The organism is Flavobacterium circumlabens (genome assembly GCF_004345565.1).
Taxonomy (GTDB): Bacteria; Bacteroidota; Bacteroidia; order Flavobacteriales; family Flavobacteriaceae; genus Flavobacterium; species Flavobacterium circumlabens.
In genome coordinates this window covers 530656-547675 of sequence record NZ_SLWA01000002.1, presented here as the reverse complement: position 1 = coordinate 547675, position 17020 = coordinate 530656, and the positions used below count along the sequence as shown (strand labels likewise).

At 34.3% G+C, this 17020-nt stretch carries 19 protein-coding genes; 14 read left to right on the top strand and 5 right to left on the bottom strand.

Going from position 1 to position 17020, the window contains the following annotated elements; translation table 11 throughout:
* Window positions 1–13 precede the first annotated feature (13 nt).
* The 3 genes from EV142_RS06930 (at window position 14) to EV142_RS06920 (ending at window position 3925) form a co-directional block, all read left to right on the top strand.
* A complete protein-coding gene (locus EV142_RS06930; RefSeq protein WP_132033858.1) occupies window positions 14–850 on the top strand; it encodes an SDR family oxidoreductase in 837 nt (278 codons plus the stop codon).
* 10 nt (window positions 851–860) lie between these two features.
* Window positions 861–1247 (top strand): DUF5367 family protein, encoded by a 387-nt coding sequence (locus EV142_RS06925; RefSeq protein ID WP_132033856.1) that lies wholly within the window; start codon window positions 861–863, stop codon window positions 1245–1247.
* Between the two features lie 326 nt (window positions 1248–1573).
* Window positions 1574–3925 carry a mechanosensitive ion channel family protein gene (locus EV142_RS06920; protein ID WP_132033854.1) on the top strand — a complete coding sequence of 784 codons (2352 nt, stop codon included), beginning with the start codon at window positions 1574–1576 and terminating at the stop codon, window positions 3923–3925.
* Between the two features lie 74 nt (window positions 3926–3999).
* On the opposite strand, the gene EV142_RS06915 is transcribed toward EV142_RS06920, so the two are convergent.
* Window positions 4000–4878: an SDR family oxidoreductase gene (locus tag EV142_RS06915; RefSeq protein ID WP_132033852.1), complete on the bottom strand. Its 879-nt coding sequence runs from the start codon at window positions 4876–4878 to the stop codon at window positions 4000–4002.
* An 80-nt stretch (window positions 4879–4958) separates the two neighbouring features.
* On the opposite strand from EV142_RS06915, the gene EV142_RS06910 reads away from it, so the two are divergent.
* The 7 genes from EV142_RS06910 (at window position 4959) to EV142_RS06880 (ending at window position 12338) form a co-directional block, all read left to right on the top strand.
* Window positions 4959–5324 carry a winged helix-turn-helix transcriptional regulator gene (locus EV142_RS06910; RefSeq protein WP_132033850.1) on the top strand — a complete coding sequence of 122 codons (366 nt, stop codon included), beginning with the start codon at window positions 4959–4961 and terminating at the stop codon, window positions 5322–5324.
* A gap of 894 nt (window positions 5325–6218) precedes the next feature.
* The gene (locus EV142_RS06905; RefSeq protein WP_132033848.1) at window positions 6219–6812 is read left to right on the top strand and encodes an SMI1/KNR4 family protein; all 594 of its coding nucleotides are present in this window, start codon (window positions 6219–6221) and stop codon (window positions 6810–6812) included.
* Between the two features lie 1781 nt (window positions 6813–8593).
* Window positions 8594–9184 carry a hypothetical protein gene (locus EV142_RS06900; protein ID WP_132033846.1) on the top strand — a complete coding sequence of 197 codons (591 nt, stop codon included), beginning with the start codon at window positions 8594–8596 and terminating at the stop codon, window positions 9182–9184.
* Window positions 9185–9320: 136 nt separating this feature from the next.
* Entirely contained in the window at window positions 9321–9641 is a 321-nt protein-coding gene (locus EV142_RS06895) for a hypothetical protein (protein WP_132033844.1), read from the top strand.
* A 10-nt stretch (window positions 9642–9651) separates the two neighbouring features.
* Entirely contained in the window at window positions 9652–10092 is a 441-nt protein-coding gene (locus EV142_RS06890; protein WP_132033842.1) for a hypothetical protein, read from the top strand.
* 5 nt (window positions 10093–10097) lie between these two features.
* Complete coding sequence (locus tag EV142_RS06885; protein WP_132033840.1) at window positions 10098–10460, top strand: hypothetical protein; 363 nt, start codon at window positions 10098–10100, stop codon at window positions 10458–10460.
* Window positions 10461–11057: 597 nt separating this feature from the next.
* The gene (locus EV142_RS06880) at window positions 11058–12338 is read left to right on the top strand and encodes an acetyl-CoA C-acetyltransferase (protein ID WP_132033838.1); all 1281 of its coding nucleotides are present in this window, start codon (window positions 11058–11060) and stop codon (window positions 12336–12338) included.
* A 125-nt stretch (window positions 12339–12463) separates the two neighbouring features.
* On the opposite strand, the gene EV142_RS06875 is transcribed toward EV142_RS06880, so the two are convergent.
* Window positions 12464–12853, bottom strand: coding sequence for a DUF1634 domain-containing protein (locus EV142_RS06875; protein ID WP_132033836.1), 390 nt, complete (start codon window positions 12851–12853; stop codon window positions 12464–12466).
* Between the two features lie 4 nt (window positions 12854–12857).
* On the bottom strand, window positions 12858–13694 hold the full coding sequence (locus EV142_RS06870; RefSeq protein WP_132033834.1) for a sulfite exporter TauE/SafE family protein: 837 nt from the start codon (window positions 13692–13694) through the stop codon (window positions 12858–12860).
* 355 nt (window positions 13695–14049) lie between these two features.
* On the opposite strand from EV142_RS06870, the gene EV142_RS06865 reads away from it, so the two are divergent.
* Entirely contained in the window at window positions 14050–14445 is a 396-nt protein-coding gene (locus EV142_RS06865) for a hypothetical protein (RefSeq protein WP_132033832.1), read from the top strand.
* Between the two features lie 172 nt (window positions 14446–14617).
* On the top strand, window positions 14618–15013 hold the full coding sequence (locus EV142_RS06860; protein ID WP_132033830.1) for a hypothetical protein: 396 nt from the start codon (window positions 14618–14620) through the stop codon (window positions 15011–15013).
* 109 nt (window positions 15014–15122) lie between these two features.
* On the opposite strand, the gene EV142_RS06855 is transcribed toward EV142_RS06860, so the two are convergent.
* Window positions 15123–15587, bottom strand: coding sequence for a response regulator (locus EV142_RS06855; protein WP_132033828.1), 465 nt, complete (start codon window positions 15585–15587; stop codon window positions 15123–15125).
* Between the two features lie 306 nt (window positions 15588–15893).
* Here EV142_RS06855 and EV142_RS06850 point away from each other — a divergent pair, with 306 nt between their 5' ends.
* Together EV142_RS06850 and EV142_RS06845 are read left to right on the top strand one after the other, a co-directional pair.
* The gene (locus EV142_RS06850; RefSeq protein WP_132033826.1) at window positions 15894–16082 is read left to right on the top strand and encodes a hypothetical protein; all 189 of its coding nucleotides are present in this window, start codon (window positions 15894–15896) and stop codon (window positions 16080–16082) included.
* 123 nt (window positions 16083–16205) lie between these two features.
* Window positions 16206–16481: a PrgI family protein gene (locus tag EV142_RS06845; protein ID WP_238698663.1), complete on the top strand. Its 276-nt coding sequence runs from the start codon at window positions 16206–16208 to the stop codon at window positions 16479–16481.
* Window positions 16482–16552: 71 nt separating this feature from the next.
* Here the strand turns inward: EV142_RS06845 and EV142_RS06840 are convergent, their stop codons facing one another.
* The gene (locus EV142_RS06840; RefSeq protein WP_132033824.1) at window positions 16553–16921 is read right to left on the bottom strand and encodes a SpoIIAA family protein; all 369 of its coding nucleotides are present in this window, start codon (window positions 16919–16921) and stop codon (window positions 16553–16555) included.
* Between the last annotated feature and the right edge of the window lie 99 nt (window positions 16922–17020).

Below are 17020 nucleotides of genomic sequence, written 5' to 3'. Positions count from 1 at the left end.
AAGAAATATTGATATGAACAAAAAGAAAATTTTAGTACTGGGTGCTAATGGAAAAACAGGCAGCAGGGTTACAGAGCAGCTTCAAAAAATAAACGATGTCGAAATTGTGATGGGTTCGCGAAGTGCGCAGCCGGCTTTCGATTGGGAAACTCCGGAGTCCTGGCCCGCCGTTCTCGAAGGCGTGCATACGGTTTACATTACCTTTCAACCCGATTTGGCGGTTCCTGCTGCAGCTGAAATCATCCGGAATTTTACATCTCTTGCGACCGCACTTGGTGTTCAGAAAATGGTTTTATTATCGGGAAGAGGCGAAAAAGAAGCCCGGGTTTGCGAGGAAATTGTAAAAGCTGCTGCTAAAAACTGGACGATTGTAAGGGCAAGCTGGTTCAGTCAGAACTTTAGCGAAAGCTTCTTTTTAGAGCCTGTTTTAGCCGGATTTGTCGCTTTATCCAGAGCAGAAGCCCTGGAACCTTTTACGGACGCAAATGATATCGCAGCAGTCGTTACAGCCTGCCTTCTCGACGACAAACACAATGGTCAGACCTACGAGCTCACCGGCCCCCGATTATTGACGTTTCCTGAAGCCGTGGCAGAGATTGCCAAAGCGACGGACAGAGACATTCAATTTCAGGCACTGACTTTAGCAGAATACCAACAAATGTTACAGGAATATCAGGTTCCGGAAGATCAGATCTGGCTGGTGAATTATCTTTTCGAACAGGTATTAGACGGCAGAAATTCAAGCATTACCAGCGACATTGAAAAAGTGTTAGGCCGTAAAGCAACCGATTTTAGTACCTACGTAAAAGAAACGGCTAAAACCGGAATCTGGAATAACTCAACTGTTTAAAACCATTGTCATGAATTACGTAAAAATGTTACTTGCGGGTCTTTTTGTATGGGTGTGCGTGAGTGCTGCTTTTTATCTTTCAGTGCTTTTTGATATCATAAACCATAGCTTTAACATAAATCTATTAATAGTACTGGTAATAATGTTTTTATCTTCTACAAATTTGGCTTCATTTTATTATAAAAATGACCCTAAAAAGCACGGTTTACTTCTAGGTTTAGGCATGTCGATTACAGCAGTGCTATTAGATGTTTCAATTACCGTTCCTTTTGTAGAAATTCCGAAAGGGAGCAGTTATTCGCACTTTTTTGCAAGTCCGGTGATCTGGATACTGGTTGCCTTTAATACAGCAACGGTATATGGGTATTGGAAGTTAAAAATTAAACCCAAAAAGTAATTCCGAACACCCTGAATTCGTTCCTGAAACCATAAAAATCCAATTTATACAGATTGGATTTTTATTATTTGATACTATTAACGGTTAATTCAGGTAACAAACTTTAATCAATTGGTTTACAATACAATTAAATCAATTCCTACAAATTCATTTTTTAGTATAAAATCTACTATCTGGCTGTGGAAAAAGCAAAATTTAGCCGCTGAAGATTTCAACTTCGCTGTCTTAAAAAACGTCACATCTGCTTCCGCTCAAATGTTGTTAAATTGTAGTGAAAGTCCCTTAAAAAAAATTACATTTGGGAACCCTAATTCATACATCCAATTATGATTCAAAAAAGAAGTTTTATTGTTTTATCAGCCTTATTGGCCGTCCTGTTTTTTGCACCGCTTGCCTACTCGCAAAGCACCCCTAAAAAAACAGAAAGCCGTTCTAAATTATTTGAAGAAACAACAACCGACAGTGATTATCTGATGGCTATTGAAAAAGCCAGTGCCGTAATGGAAACTGCCTACAATGATGCCGATTTTGACGGAGCCAGTCATCATTTGTTTGGAGAAATCAGAAGAACCCAAAGCAAGCTCGATTTAATTTTAGCCAGTCTGAAAGGTGCGAATCCAAATGTTCGAAACCAGCAAATGTACCGTGTTGTCCTTAAAGAAATTCAACAGGAACTGGACGAGCAAAATGACGCGATCAACTTACGCAATAAAAACCTGGAAAAAATCAAAGACCGGTTTATCGAATTGCGTAAAGACAAAACACTGGTCGGCCTGATAAAAGATACCATTCGCCGCAAGCAATTTAAAAATGAATTTGCGAATCTTAGAAAAAAATACAAGAATACCGATAGCCTGATGACTAAAAACCAGGGTGTTCTAAATAAAAACAAAAGATTAACCGTAGAAAGAAAAATTGCCGTTTCTAATGCACTTATTACCGTAGAAAATACGCTTGAAAAGTCAGGGATCAGTATGCTCAGAAAGGAATATCCTTTTATCTGGAATGTTACCGATTCAATCCCGAACAAACAAGTTACCCAAAGCATCGGATCAAAAGTTCTGATCGAAGAGAGTGTTGCAGCTTATTATCTGAGTTATCGTGCCGGAGGATTGCTTACACTGGCTTTTTTGATGGGATTACTGGGCTGGTACATCTCCCGCAATCTCAAATATTTAAAAAGTAACGGACACGCGGAGAGTCTGGCTCTTTTTAATTTTAAATACCTGAACAGGGGTGTTATCATTCCCGTAGCAATTATTGGGCTCAATATAGCCGTGGTAAGCAACTTATATGCTCCGGCCTTGTTTATCGAAATACTGGAATTGATTTTACTTGGATTCCTTACCATACTTTTCAAAAACAAATGGTCAGCAAATGCCATGAGAAACTGGACTTTCCTTTTGGGACTGTTCTTAGCCCTTTGTTTTCTGGACCTTTTCATTAGTGTTAGTTTATTGCAACGCTGTTGCTTTATTATTATTAATGGCTTTGGAATCCGTTATGGTCTTGTTCAGATCAAGAGCGTCAAAGGGGAATTGTACATCAAAGGCTTCTTTAAATGGGCCAGTATTATTTTTATTGTTTTTAACGGCTTGTCGATTTTATACAACATTTTCGGAAGAGTATCTCTTTCGAATATGCTAAGTCTTACTGCTTTTATTTCAATTACACAGATTATTGCACTGAGCGTACTTCTAAAAATAATCCTGGAAGTGATCATTTTGCAAATCTACACGACGAGGGTAAAACGTGGAATTGAAAAAATCTTTGACCATGAAAATTTATCCGAGACACTTAAAAAGCCCTTCATTATCATTATCAGTTATATGTGGCTGGTTGTAATCGGATCAAATCTGAATATCTGGGAATCCTTACGGACTTCTTTCGGATCTTTACTTAGCCATCCGAACACCATCGGCAGTATTACTTTTACTCTGGGTAATATCTTATTATTTTTTATCATTATTTGGATTGCACATTTACTTCAAAAGTATGTAGCTTATTTCTTTGGAGAAATTGACGATGATGAAAACGAAGAAAACATCAATAAAAGACAGCATTCCAAACTGCTTATTACGCGGCTTGTTGTTTTAATTGTCGGATACCTGCTGGCTGTAGCCGCTTCAGGCATGCCTCTGGACAAATTAAGCATTCTTTTAGGTGCTTTGGGTGTTGGTGTTGGACTTGGACTGCAAAGTGTCGTAAACAACTTTGTTTCGGGTATTATCCTGATTTTTGATAAACCGATTCAGATTGGCGATGTGGTCGATATCAGTTCCGAATCCGGCCGTGTAAAATCAATGGGACTTCGTACAACCAAAATCAATGCTCCAAACGGTGCCGAGATTATTATTCCGAACGGAAACCTATTGTCGCAAAACATCACCAACTGGACGTATACAGACAATTTTAAACTGGTTGATATTGCTGTTGAAATTACCGGAGAAACTACTCCTGAAGATATCAATGCTATTATAAGCGAATCCCTGGAAAGTATTACTTTGGTCAACAATGCCAAACCATCGCAAATTTATTATACTGCCATTTCTGAAGGAAAATATAAAATTCAGGTCAAATTCTGGTGCAGCATTTACAAAACAGAAGAAACGGTCAGTACTGCCCGTCAGGTATTGTTTAGCAGCTTTAAAGCAAAAGGACTGGATTTTTCAGCCTAAAAAACAGTTCTGATTAAAAAACCAAAAGCCGTCAAGTAATACTTGACGGCTTTTTTGTGGATTTATTATTTAAATTAAAACTTCGCAGCAAATTCTTTTGCAAAATCTTTCAGTTTGATTTTTCCGTCAACAGGGAAATTCCCATTTAAGAAATCAGTGCCAATTGCACCACTTCGCAAACCCGAACCCATTTCGGTATACAAACGGGCAATTTCTTCCGGTAATCCGGCTTGTATCATTCCCTGCAGCGATTGTTCGTCGGTGAATTCCACCCAAGGCAAATCGGTTTTATCAATTGCCGCTCCTATTGCTTTTGCTATTTCACCCGGAGTACGCACGTCACTTACGATGTAACGGATATTTTTGCCTGTACTCTCTTTTTGCAATTCGTTTGCCACTGCTGCTGCAATATCTTCCGGATGTACCAATGGCATTTTCGCATCAGCGGGATAATTAGCCCCCATAATCCCCGCTCCTTTTATCATCGGAACATCGTTGTATAAATTGGTAAAGAAAAATCCGGCACGTAAAAAGGTAACCGCTGTATTCTCCAGTTTATTATATAAGGCTTCTATAGGATAAAGTCCAGCAATGGGTCCGTTTCCGTCAGGCAAATCCGCACCGATACTGCTCAGCATTACCACACGTTTTACAGCTGCTTCCTGTATGGCTTTCGCGAAAGCTTTACCGGCTTCAACAGTATTCGCAATCACATTTCTTCCTCCTAAATTAGGCGGTGTCATGGCAAAAAGTGCATCTGCTCCTGCAAAAGTCCTGGCCAAAAAAGCAGCATCACTGACAGAACCAATGGCAGCCTGTGCTCCTGCTTTTTCAATGGCTTCTTTTTTATCTGCATTACTGCTGATTACCGTTACCTCATGTCCCGCAGCCACAAGTTGATTCGTCAATGGTTTTCCTATGTTCCCTAAAGAACCTGTAATTATAATTTTCATCTTTAATTGTTTTGTATTTATAAAAACAAAGGTATATTTGTACTTACTTTTATACAAGTACTTACCCTAAAGTATGTATCATGACCGCAATCAAAGAAACTTCGACCATTCAGGAAAATAAACAATATGCATTAGATATCTGCCCGGTGACCTACGTCATGGAAAAGATTGGCGGCTACTGGAAACCGATTATCCTCTATCATTTGTCCACCAGTGATAAACGCTATAGCGAACTGAAAAGGGCCATTCCGGCGATAACCGAGAAAATGCTTATCCAGCACCTCAAACAATTAGAAAACGACGGCCTTGTCATCAGGGAAGCGAAACCGGTTGTCCCTCCCTTTGTTACCTACAGCTTAAGCAATGCCGGAAACGGTTTGATTCCTGTTATTAATGCCATGGCCGAATGGGCTTTTAAGGAAAAGGACGGGGTTTATGGGGGTTAAAAGTTTCATGTTTTTCAAGTACTGTCGCAGTAAGGCTACCTTTACATTCAATGATAAAAGTATTATGCAACAGCAGTAGTCTAAAGCAAACACATATATCAAACGTATGCAAAAAAATAGCAAAACGCTCTAGCCAAGTAAATTTTATCAGAAAATATTATAAATCAGAAATATTATAGAAAAAACATGAATCGAATGACAGATAAAAATAAGGTACAAATAAGTAAAGAAAAAAAAATAAAGGTTTTAAATAAATAAAAGATTATGTTTTTTTTTGATTTAGTATTGATTAGCATTTACAAGCTTTTAAAGATAACATATTCCGATTTATTATATAGGAATAATAATGTCAAAACACATGCTTTTATAATATTTAGTGGACTTCAAAGCATAAATATATTTAATATTGTTGGTATATTATATTTTTCTGCTTTTGCGAAAGTTCAACCTGATATCCTAATCTATATTGCTTTTATATTGCCTCTTGTTTTTAATTATATTGTCTACTATAAAAAGAACAGATTTTACAAGATCATGAATTCAGAGTTAATAAACAATACTATCCTACATCATATATTAACATTTATATATATAGTGGGTACCTTTTATTTCATGAATATAGTTAGCCATTATATTAGGAATAATTATCTGAACGGCCACACTCTTTTGTGACGACTATCCTGATCCCCACACTCCGCAAAGAATGTTCTCATAAAAAAACTGCGCAAAGATGATCTAAGTAGCATAATCAAACAAGAAGGCAACTGTAACTGGTTATTTTTTTGTTATCAAGTTTCCTTTATAATCAATGATAATTGTTATGCACATTATTAAACATTTTGGTAATTTTATAAATACAACATTTGGGGATTTAATAAATAGAGGATTTTAATTATGAATTATTTAGAAGTATTAAAGAAAGATTTATACAAGTTTGAAGATTTAGGAGTTCAAAAATCAGAGAATGGAGCTATATTGATAGGAAAAGCTCCTCACATAGCTCAGCTTGCTTGGTTAAATAAGATTTATCCGATCTTAAGCGATAAAGATATAGTACTATTAGGAAAAGAGTTAAAGAGGGAAATTCCTAAGGACTATAAGCTTTTTTTAACCAATTTTAGTAATGGTCTTAATATTTTTGTCTCTACTTTTAGTTTGTATGGTTTGAGAAAAGAATTAGGACGTTCTATTGAAGCCAGCAGACAGCCTTTTTCAATTTTCACACCCAACTTGAAAGAAAAGCCGAAAAATGCAAAAGAAAATTACTTTTTTATTGGAGGTTATAATTGGGATGGCTCTAAATTGTACATAGATAGTGTAACTAATAAAGTTCATTATTGCGCTGAATGGGATGCTACATCATTATACAAATGGAATTCATTTGAAGAAATGATAGTCTCTGAAGTAAAAAGGATAACAAGTTTATTTAATGAAAAAGGGGTTGTTTTAAATATAAATAAACATACAACTCCAATTGAAATATTATAAAAATGAAATCTTGAAAAAAAATTATTAAGTGTAATTGTAATTATTTTCTTTCTTTCTTGTAAGAAAGAAAACACTAAAATCCAAACAACTAAAAATGAAACAATTACAAAAAAGAAAAATAATATTACTCATCAAAATAATAAAAATAATTTAGATTATTTTGAATCAATTCCTGATACTATAGATGGATGTTTCTATTCTTTTAATTATGATTCGATTAACAAACCGAATAAGTATATTTTTGTATCTAACGTTTCTGACTTTGCAATTATAAAAGTAAATGGTATAGAAATATTTTTGAAAAAAAGACACAATTAATAGCATACAATTATCTGAAAAGAAATACAAGGAAGTATATTTTGGAAATGGTTACAAAACAATTTTAAATATTGAAGTGATTGACCAAATTGATGAATCGTATAAATATAAAGGCACTTTGGATATAATAAATAATAACGTTAGTAAACATTTAAAAATTAAAGGGGAAGGAGGATGATAAAACAAACCCAGCTCTTCGAAGTGTTCTTATGAAAAGCTGCGCAAACGTCTCTGACTTTGCGCTCTACTCTCCGAAGTGTTTTTTCTAAAAAATAAATTTTTATGTTTGCTGTGAGAATATTTTCCTAATTCGCAACCGCCGCGACATAAACAAAATCGACAACTAAAAAAAATAATCAGAAATAATGGATTTTATACAAGTAATATTTGGAAAGTATATACTAGAATCTCTGGGAGCACTAATTAGATATATTTATGTAAACCTAGTAGGATTGATAAAAAACAAAAATCATACTTCTTTCTCAAATATATGGTCTCCAAATCAAAGTACTGTTATAAAAAATGAAAACTCTACACTGAATCATATGATAGGTGTAATCCTTTTTGGTATTATTATAGTTCTTGTAATAATTTTCACAACATGATCGATCTCCTATGCACAATGATAAGTTTTAAATTCTTTTTTGTTTTTATTAATCAGATAAAAGAACAATAACCGAGTTGTTTTTTCATGCCTTAAAGTTACCTTTACATTCAATGATAAAAGTATTACGCAATAGCAAAAAAAATGTAATTGGATGGGAAATCTAGTAAGTAATAAAATTTTATACAAAATAATGTGGGCTAATCAGGATGAGATAATATGGGACATGAGATGAAAAGCCTATCTCATTAAATGATATAGTTTATAAATATTTAGAAGACTTTATAGATTATAAATTATGGACACAAGAATTTCATGATGAATATATGCGATGGTTATCAGGGAGAGTGATGATTTATACAATATTAAATTCAAACTTAATTCTCAAATTATTGATATTTTACCGAAAATAAATAAAACTTTAAACAAAATAAATATCTATTTATTTTATTGGTTTGATATTGATAAATCAGTTAATGAAAGTTTTAGTTGGAAGTATTGTCCAGTAACAAATGATTTATTGACGGATTTAAATATAAAAAGTAATAACTCGCTAATATGTAGTAATTGTTTTTTGGTTTTTCCAAAATATTGATTTTTTTTGTAATACTCCAAGATTGATAATTTTATATTACCTGCTGTACAAATTTTCATGACTTCAGCATCACAACTATAAAAACAGAATAAACTCAGCTCTTCGAAGTGTTCTTATGAAAAGCTGCGCAAACGTATCTGACTTTGCGGCCTCAGATGCTCACATTATTCGAGGATTTTATAGAATAGGGGTTCATTCCAATAAAATAAACGGTTTTCTTAAGTGGCAAGTTCCTGGTAGTGGTAGAATTATAAACCCATAGTTATGAGATTACAAGAGTTAAAAAACAAATATGAAGTCAGCGTATTTAATGAGTTATCAGACGAAAACTTAGTCGGGAAAGCAGATGAATGGGAGTACTATTCGGCTATTCGCCTAAATGGAATAATAGCAATTGGATGGCTTTCAGATGATAATATTTTGCTGATTAATGCAGATGGAGTTTTTATTTATGATATTCTTAAAAAGAATATTATATTTCGTGATTATGAGAATTCATTTAAAAAAAGTATATCTGATGATAATCTGACTTTTTTTGTTCAAAGTAAGTCTGAAACTGTATTTATTTTTGGATTAAGAGGTGGTGGTGGAAATCTATTGACAAAAGATAATACATGGAAGATAGAAGTTGTTGCTATTGCTTGGAATATCAAGGTGCCTAGACTGTTAAATTATAAGAATGGAAAAAAATATTTTTTAGAGTTGCAACAAAATAGTTATGAGGGAGATAAATATGTAGGATTTTCAAAGTCAGAAAATTATTTTCTAATTATGGGAGATGGAGGTCTTGACGTTTTTTCCCGATTACCTGATTACAATGAACCAGATGGCTCAGATATATCAACGCGACGATAGCCCCCAGCTAGTCCGAGCATTAGGTAATGTTGGGCTAGCGCGATGCTTCTAGCTCGTGCCCGCAACAGACACAAATACTGCAATATTACATTACGGAAGCAAAGGAGCCATTTTGTACCCACAATACCAAATTAATATGGAAAATGAAATAATTTTATCTGCTCATAGAGCATTTTTTGGTCTAATATCTAAGGAGGTAAGAGGTATTACTATTGATTGGGATGTTGATTTGAATTATCTTAGGTTAAGAATATACATTGAATTAGGGGCATCTGAGATAATTTCTGAGGACATGGATATAGCATTTACTGGTATAATTTCTGATTTTAACTTTAAAAAAGTTTATGATATTGAATGTATATATACAAATGAAGAATTACCCTCTTTAAAAGAATATAAAACATGGTATTTTATAAGAAAAGGAGATAATTATTCTGATGGCTCGGGTATGTATTAAACTAGGTATCTTGGTTTATTCTTTAAAGAATAAATTTATAGTATCTGCTGTACAAACGTCTCATGATTTTACATCCACAACAATAAGCCACAATGTAGATGTTAATATCGGAATTGGTGCTGCTGCTGCTGATTTATCCTTTGGCGCAAGCTCATTTAGAGGAAAAGTTAGTGATATTACAGCTGCTGGTTTAATCGGTCCATCTAGATATGTTTCAGTAACAGCTGCTGATATTATTGGTGGAACTGCTGAATATTCACAATCTTTCAACGAAAAAAATGAAGTTTCATGGGATAATGTCTCATATGGAATAACAGGAGGAGCAGGAATTAGAGTTCAAGCTGGTGTAAAATATACTATGGTATTGATTCATCCTTCAGGTTTATATGGAATTAAGAGAGATGGTGGTTGGGCGTCTGGATATCATTTGGGAAATTTTAGTAGTAATTAAAAAAAATGAAAAAAATAAAAATAGGGATAGTTATTGTTATTATGATTTTCTTTTGGTATTCTTTTGATTATATATGGTATCGCAATTTTAAACATTTCTACGAATTATCTTTAAATGATAGGATATTAGATATTAAACAAGGAAAAGGCGGAATAAAAATTGTAATTAAAAGAATAAAAGATGATAATTTTTATATTTATTGTGATAATGAAGAATATTTAAAAATTGGAGATTCAATTTCCAAAAAAAGTAAATCTGATGAAATTAAAATATATAGAAAATCAGTAAATACGTTAAATTGGAGTTATTATAAGAGCATATATATTAGTAAAAAATTAGACTTTTATTCTTTAATTATCAAAAAATAGTTATTAGTTTACTTTAGCTCTCCGAAGTCTTCTCATAAAAAGCTGCGCAAACTTCTCTGAATTTGCACCCGTAACGATGAGCCAAAAGCAGCATAATCAAACCAAAAAGCAACTCATAATCGGGTTGCTTTTTTCATGTTGTAAGTTTCCTTTATAGTTTTTACAGAGTAACCTATTTCATTACCGTGATAAATCTATTTTTATTTTTACTCCTATCACGGAATCTGTGATAGGATTTATTTCTATTTTCACGTTATTACGAAAACTGTGATATTTTTTTTATTTTTTCTTGTGTTATTACAGCGGTTTTGCAGGATGTATTTGTCACTTCGAAGAGCGAGACGCGAGCGATAGCGAATAGACAAAGTAAATCACATCCAGTATTTACCAACAGTGTGTACGCAGCGCATTTGATTCCTCGTTCCTAGGAATGAACTTAGTCTGAAAAATAATCCTGTTGTATTCCGCAGAAAAAGTTCCTGAATAAGAATTTAAAATATTAAATTTAGCATCCTAAATCAGAACGGATTAAAAACATCCGTACTCTTTTTTACGATTACTTTTAGGATCAAATCAAAAACAAAACAGCATAAGGATATGGGAAATCAGGACACTATTAGAAAAGTAGCCATTGTGGGGTATAACAGGATTCCGTTTGCGCGAGCGAATACGTTCTATTCAGACGTTAGTAATTTGCAAATGATGACCGCAACACTCGATGGTCTTATTGAAAAATACAAACTGCAGGGCCAATTACTGGGTGAAGTGGTCGGCGGTGCCGTCATCAAACATACTACCGACAATAACCTGATTCGTGAATGTGTCATGAGAACAGCTCTGGATCCTGCCACTCCGGCCTGCGACTTACAACAGGCTTGTGACACAGGAATTGAAAGTGCTATTTATATTGCGAATAAAATTGCATTGGGTCAGATTGAATCCGGGATTGCGTGCGGTGTTGATTCCATTAGTGATATGCCTATTGCGGTGAGTGAAAAGCTGCGAAAAATACTGCTCGACGCCAGAAAAGCAAAATCATTGGGTGAAAAAATTAAAACCTTTTTGAAAATCCGACCAAAAGACCTGACGCCGTTGGTGCCCAGAAATGAAGAATCACAAACCGGTCTTTCGATGGGAGGTCATACCGAAATTACGGCTAAATACTATCAGATCGCCCGAGAGGATCAGGATCAGCTGGCCTTGCAAAGTCATCTGAATATGGCAAAAGCGTATGACGAAGGTTTTTTTAGCGATATGATTACGCCTTTTAACGGACTGGACAGGGACAATAATTTAAGAAAAGACAGTACTTTAGAAAAGCTGGCCAAACTGGCTCCGGCATTTGATAAAACAAACGGGACGCTTACAGCCGGAAACTCCACTCCGCTTACCGATGGTGCCTCGAGCATTCTTCTGGCTAGTGAAGAATGGGCCAAAGAACACAATTTACCGATTCTGGCTTACATTACCCATGCGGAAGTTGCCGCTATCGAATATGTGAAAAATCAACAGAATTTATTACTGGCGCCTTTATTCGCTGCCTCCAGAATGCTCGAAAAAGCAAACCTGACGCTGCAGGATTTTGATTATTATGAAATTCACGAAGCTTTTGCCGCCCAGGTTCTGGCTACCCTGAAAATTTGGGAAAGTCCTGAACTTAGTGCATCCATTGGACTTAAAAAACCGCTGGGTGCCATCGACCGAAGAAAGCTTAACGTAAAAGGAAGCAGTCTTGCGGCAGCGCATCCTTTTGCCGCTACCGGAGGAAGAATTATTGGTGTAATGGCCAAATTGCTTCACGAGAAAGGTTCAGGAAGAGGTTTTATCTCGATTTGTGCTGCTGGCGGACAGGGAATTACTATGATTATTGAAAAATAATACTTTTTTAAAGTCTGTTTTTTAATCACGCAACGACGCAAAGTCGCCAAGTTATTTTACTAAATTTTACTTTGCGTCTTTGCGTGAAACTAAACTTTTTTATATCAATTAAAGCGTAAATTCTTTCAGTGAGAAAATCCAAAGGAGATACTCATTATAATGATACAGATTACGATTGCAGTAATCACCACATACAGATAATCTTTTTCCAAAAGGAAAGAAAATAGCGAAAGTAATACTCTAAAAACCGGGGTCAGAAAAAGCAATACCACTCCAAAGAATATAATAGATTCTCCCCTGCCCTGAATTACACCATTGTAAACAGCAGTAATTACTTCAAAAATGTTTCGGTCATTTTCTTTAAACACCGAATAATTTTCGATGTCACTGCCGTGATGGACCAAATAAACAATCCCTCCAATAAAGGCTACCGATAAGGAAATCCATACCCCGTAGCGCAATACATTACCCACCATTTTCTGAAAATCTTTTTCTCCAAATTTTTCCGTTGTCATATCCTTAGATTTTTCCGTTAAGTCCACTGTAAATCATGTTTAAAGCCAGTACGAAAATCAGGCAGGCAAAAAAGACACGCAGTTTTTTAGGGTTGGTACGCACTAATATTTTAGCTCCTGCCATTGCTCCAAACAATACACCGATTACCACCGGCATACAGATTCCGGGCTCGATATATCCTTTCTGAATGTAAATAACGGAACTTGCCGTTGCTGTTACTCCCATCATAAAATTACTGGTGGTGGTAGATACTTTAAACGGAATTCGCATAATATTGTCCATCGCAATTACTTTAAAAGCTCCGGAACCAATTCCCAACAATCCAGACATCATTCCTGCCACTCCCATCATACTGAACCCTCCTATTACATTTTTGGTACCGTAACGTATTACCTGACCGTCATGCGAAGGATACGTTCCTTCTAATTTCAGTTTTTTGGCCAGTGGACTGGATTCCAAAACAATATGTTCTTCTTTTTTTCGTAAAGAGTTTATCGCCGAGAAAATCAGGGTAAGTCCGAACAAGACAGCAATAAAAGATGTGGGTGCAATTACAGAAAGCAATGCCCCTCCTACTGCTCCTAAAGTAGTGGCTATTTCGAGAAAAATACCCAGACGCATATTGGTAATGCCCTCTTTCACATAAGCTGCAGCTGAACCGGATGAAGTTGCAATTACAGAGACCAAAGCCGCTCCGATGGCATAATGAATATCGACTCCGAGGACAATCGTCAAAAGCGGGATAATAATTATTCCACCGCCTAATCCTGATAATGAACCTATAAAACCAGCTAAAAATGCCCCCAGAATCATGATCAGGGTAAATGTGAGTACTGTCATTTGGATTTATTTATTTGAAAGCTAATTTACGAATACAAATTTGCTATTGCAGCATGCTCTTTTAAAATGAACCCGTAAAAAAATCTAAAACCAAAACAAACACCTGATTATCAAAACTATAAACCCATACTTAAAAATGCCTTAAAAATTCTGACGTTCCTAAAAAAGCTTTGACTTCTAACTTTTACCATTTTCAAAAACTATAAAAAATTAAAAAAACTCTTTCCATAAATTTAGTTTTAAATGCAGATTATGAAATTTTGATATGATTTTCTGTAAAATAAAATGGAGTGATTAGCGGTAGCTTTGAAATATAGCAAACTTTAAAAAGTAACTAATCTCAAAATATACTCTTATGAAAAAAGACAACAATGTTAATTACGGTCAGATTGAACGTAATTTTCACCATGATGAGGATACACTTACGGATACAAAAAGAGATTCTTCCGTTGAAAATTTATTTGATAAAGATCCTTTCAATGAAGAAGAACTGCAGTACAAGAAAGATGATCTGAATGACATCAACCATGAGACCAATGATTACAACAGAAATGAAAATATTCCGAACGAGGAGCGTGTCATTGATGAAGACAATCCTATTGCCAATGACCAGCCGGATAATCTGGATGATGATTTTAATCAAAACGATATCGATCACCTGGAAAAAGACGGTGATTTAGACAACGATGACAACAGTGCAGACCTCGAAGAATCTGACGAGCATTTTCACGAAAATCATACAAGAGAATAGCAGGCTTTCAAAAAAAAATTGTAGAAAAGCAGCCGTTAAGAATGAATCTTAACGGCTGCTTTTTTGTTGTAAGGTTATGAAATTTTATAATAGTATTTAAAAACTATATAGTAGATAAAGTGCTATTTTTTTGTAATTTTAAGAAATTGATTTTAAACAAATTACAATTATTATGGATATTACCAATCAAATTATTTGGCTTTTTGTTTTAGCTATTCCAATTTCCTGTATCAGCTGGTCCGTCACTCACGAAGAAATATTTCGGGAACCCAGAGAATGGTGTGTCAAAAATGCTGCAAACGGACGCACTATATTAGTCAGAAAGGCTTTTTATCTCTTTACCTGCGAATATTGTTTTAGTCACTATGTAACTGTTTTTTTTATTTTTTTCTGTGATTACAAACTTCTGATGGAAGATTGGCGGGGTTATATAATTGCAGGGTTTTCTTTAGTTTTTGTGGCTAACCTTTATATGAGTTTGTTCGGCTTATTAAGACAGGCCATTAAAAAAGAAAAAGTAGAAATTAAAAAAATTGAAAAAGAAGAAGAAAATATTTCCGGTTCTTAATTTAATTGTATAGCTAATCGGAGGAAATTATAAACAACGAGGTGCTTGTAAAATGCTTTGCCTGAATAAAATTAAAAAACCGGTAACAACAATATGTTACCGGTTTTTACTAATTCAAATTATTTTTAATATTTTTTCTACGCAGAGGATCACTTTTATAATCTTCTATCGATTTAATTTTTGACCAATACTCAAGAATGGTCTTAATAATCTCCTTAAATCTGTCATAGCTGTAAGGCTTAATGACGTACGTTTGTGTTGGAACAGAATATAAATCTATTACAAAACACTGTGTAAAAGCTGTCGTAAAAAACAAACAGGGACAATTTAATTCTATACTGAGATTTTCATACGTGACATGTATGAGTTTTTCATCAGTTGTATTGAGCAAAACTATATCTGAAAATATTAAGAACGCTTTAATTTTTTTTGAAGTCAGGTAATGATACGCATTACTAGCTGAATTAAAATAGAGCACCTCGTTAGAAAGCTCTAATTCAGAGAAAATTTCCATAAATAATTTACGATCTCCCTGATTATTCTCTATAAGCACAATAGGTACATTTTTATTCATAATAGTCTATTTTAGGTTATAAATAAGAGCATCGAACATCCGTATTACTGTGTTTTATTTTATACAGTAATGTATTTTACAAAGATTCTAAATTTTGTGAAATATCTTTTTACAGTATCTTTTTGAAAATTTATATAATTTTCATTCTGTTTTTTTAACCAGAATTATATACGAAATTTTAGAAGCCAGGGATTTATTTCGCTTAAAATTATATAATCAGAAAGCTTAATTCTATAATAAAAAATCACGTTATGGCCTTAATTTTGATACATAAATAATTGATGCCAATTTATAAATCGAAAAGTCATGGTAGAAAAGAATTATGATCCTGATAATGACAACTGTCCGGAAAAAGATACCGTAGAAAATCTTCACAAATCAAAAGAAAAAAGCAATAACACGCAGAATGTCGAAGAATTTATAGACGATAGTCCAAATCGTCTTTCTGCCGATAAAGTGAAAGATCTGAAACAAAAATCCGATACTAAAGAGTAGTATTGCCAATAGAAAATTTACTGAAAGGAAATGAAACCACAATAATCATTATACCTTTACAGTTTAAAACTGAATCTGGGTTCATTTCAGATTTTAAAAATGTTTAATCAAAAAATTAAAAATATGTCAAATTTCATTAATCCATTACTAGTTGGAACTACAGCACATTTAAATCAAAATACCTCCAAAATTTCTGCCAAACAATTGGTGCTTGCAGGGGTAGGTTCGCTTTTAATTGGTGCTGCGTTAAAAAAAACCGGACATGCTAAAACAGGCGCTTTTGTAGCCGGTCTTGCCATACCTCTTCTTACATCAGCTGTTTATAAAAAAATGAAGTCCAAAAAACTGGAGAATGTAAATAAAAGTACAGACATTACCGGAAATTACTACGAGCATTAAATCAAAAAAGCACTTCTAAACAGAAGTGCTTTTTTATTGCTTTATTTTCAAACAAAAGGAAAGTTGAAATCTTAATTTATATTTCCTTCCACCCAATTTAAGGCTTTATTAAACGCCTCCTTTTTAAATCCGCGAAATTCTCCCGGAACTATGTAACTAAAGCCATTCGTAAAAGCAATAATCTCCTCGGAATCTGAAACAATAGCAGCTCTGTTCCATTTTCCTAAATTTTTAATTCCCAACATGGCATCCTCAAGCCACGCTCCCGCTGTAAAATTTTGAATATCAGTATCCAAAACCATTAAGAAATTAATTTCGTTGGTATGATTTATTAATTTTTCCACGGCAGGAACCACCACAGTCTGAAAATCTTCCTTGGTTACCGCTGCCAACGCTCTGAAAGCAACTATATTGTCTGTTGTATCAATCTGATGTATCATTTTATATTTCCTTAAAATTAGTAATTCGTATTCTTTTTAGTTTTTTTCCGGTAAGATGAAACCTTAGTTTTTTCTATGGCTATCAAAAGTAATCCGCAT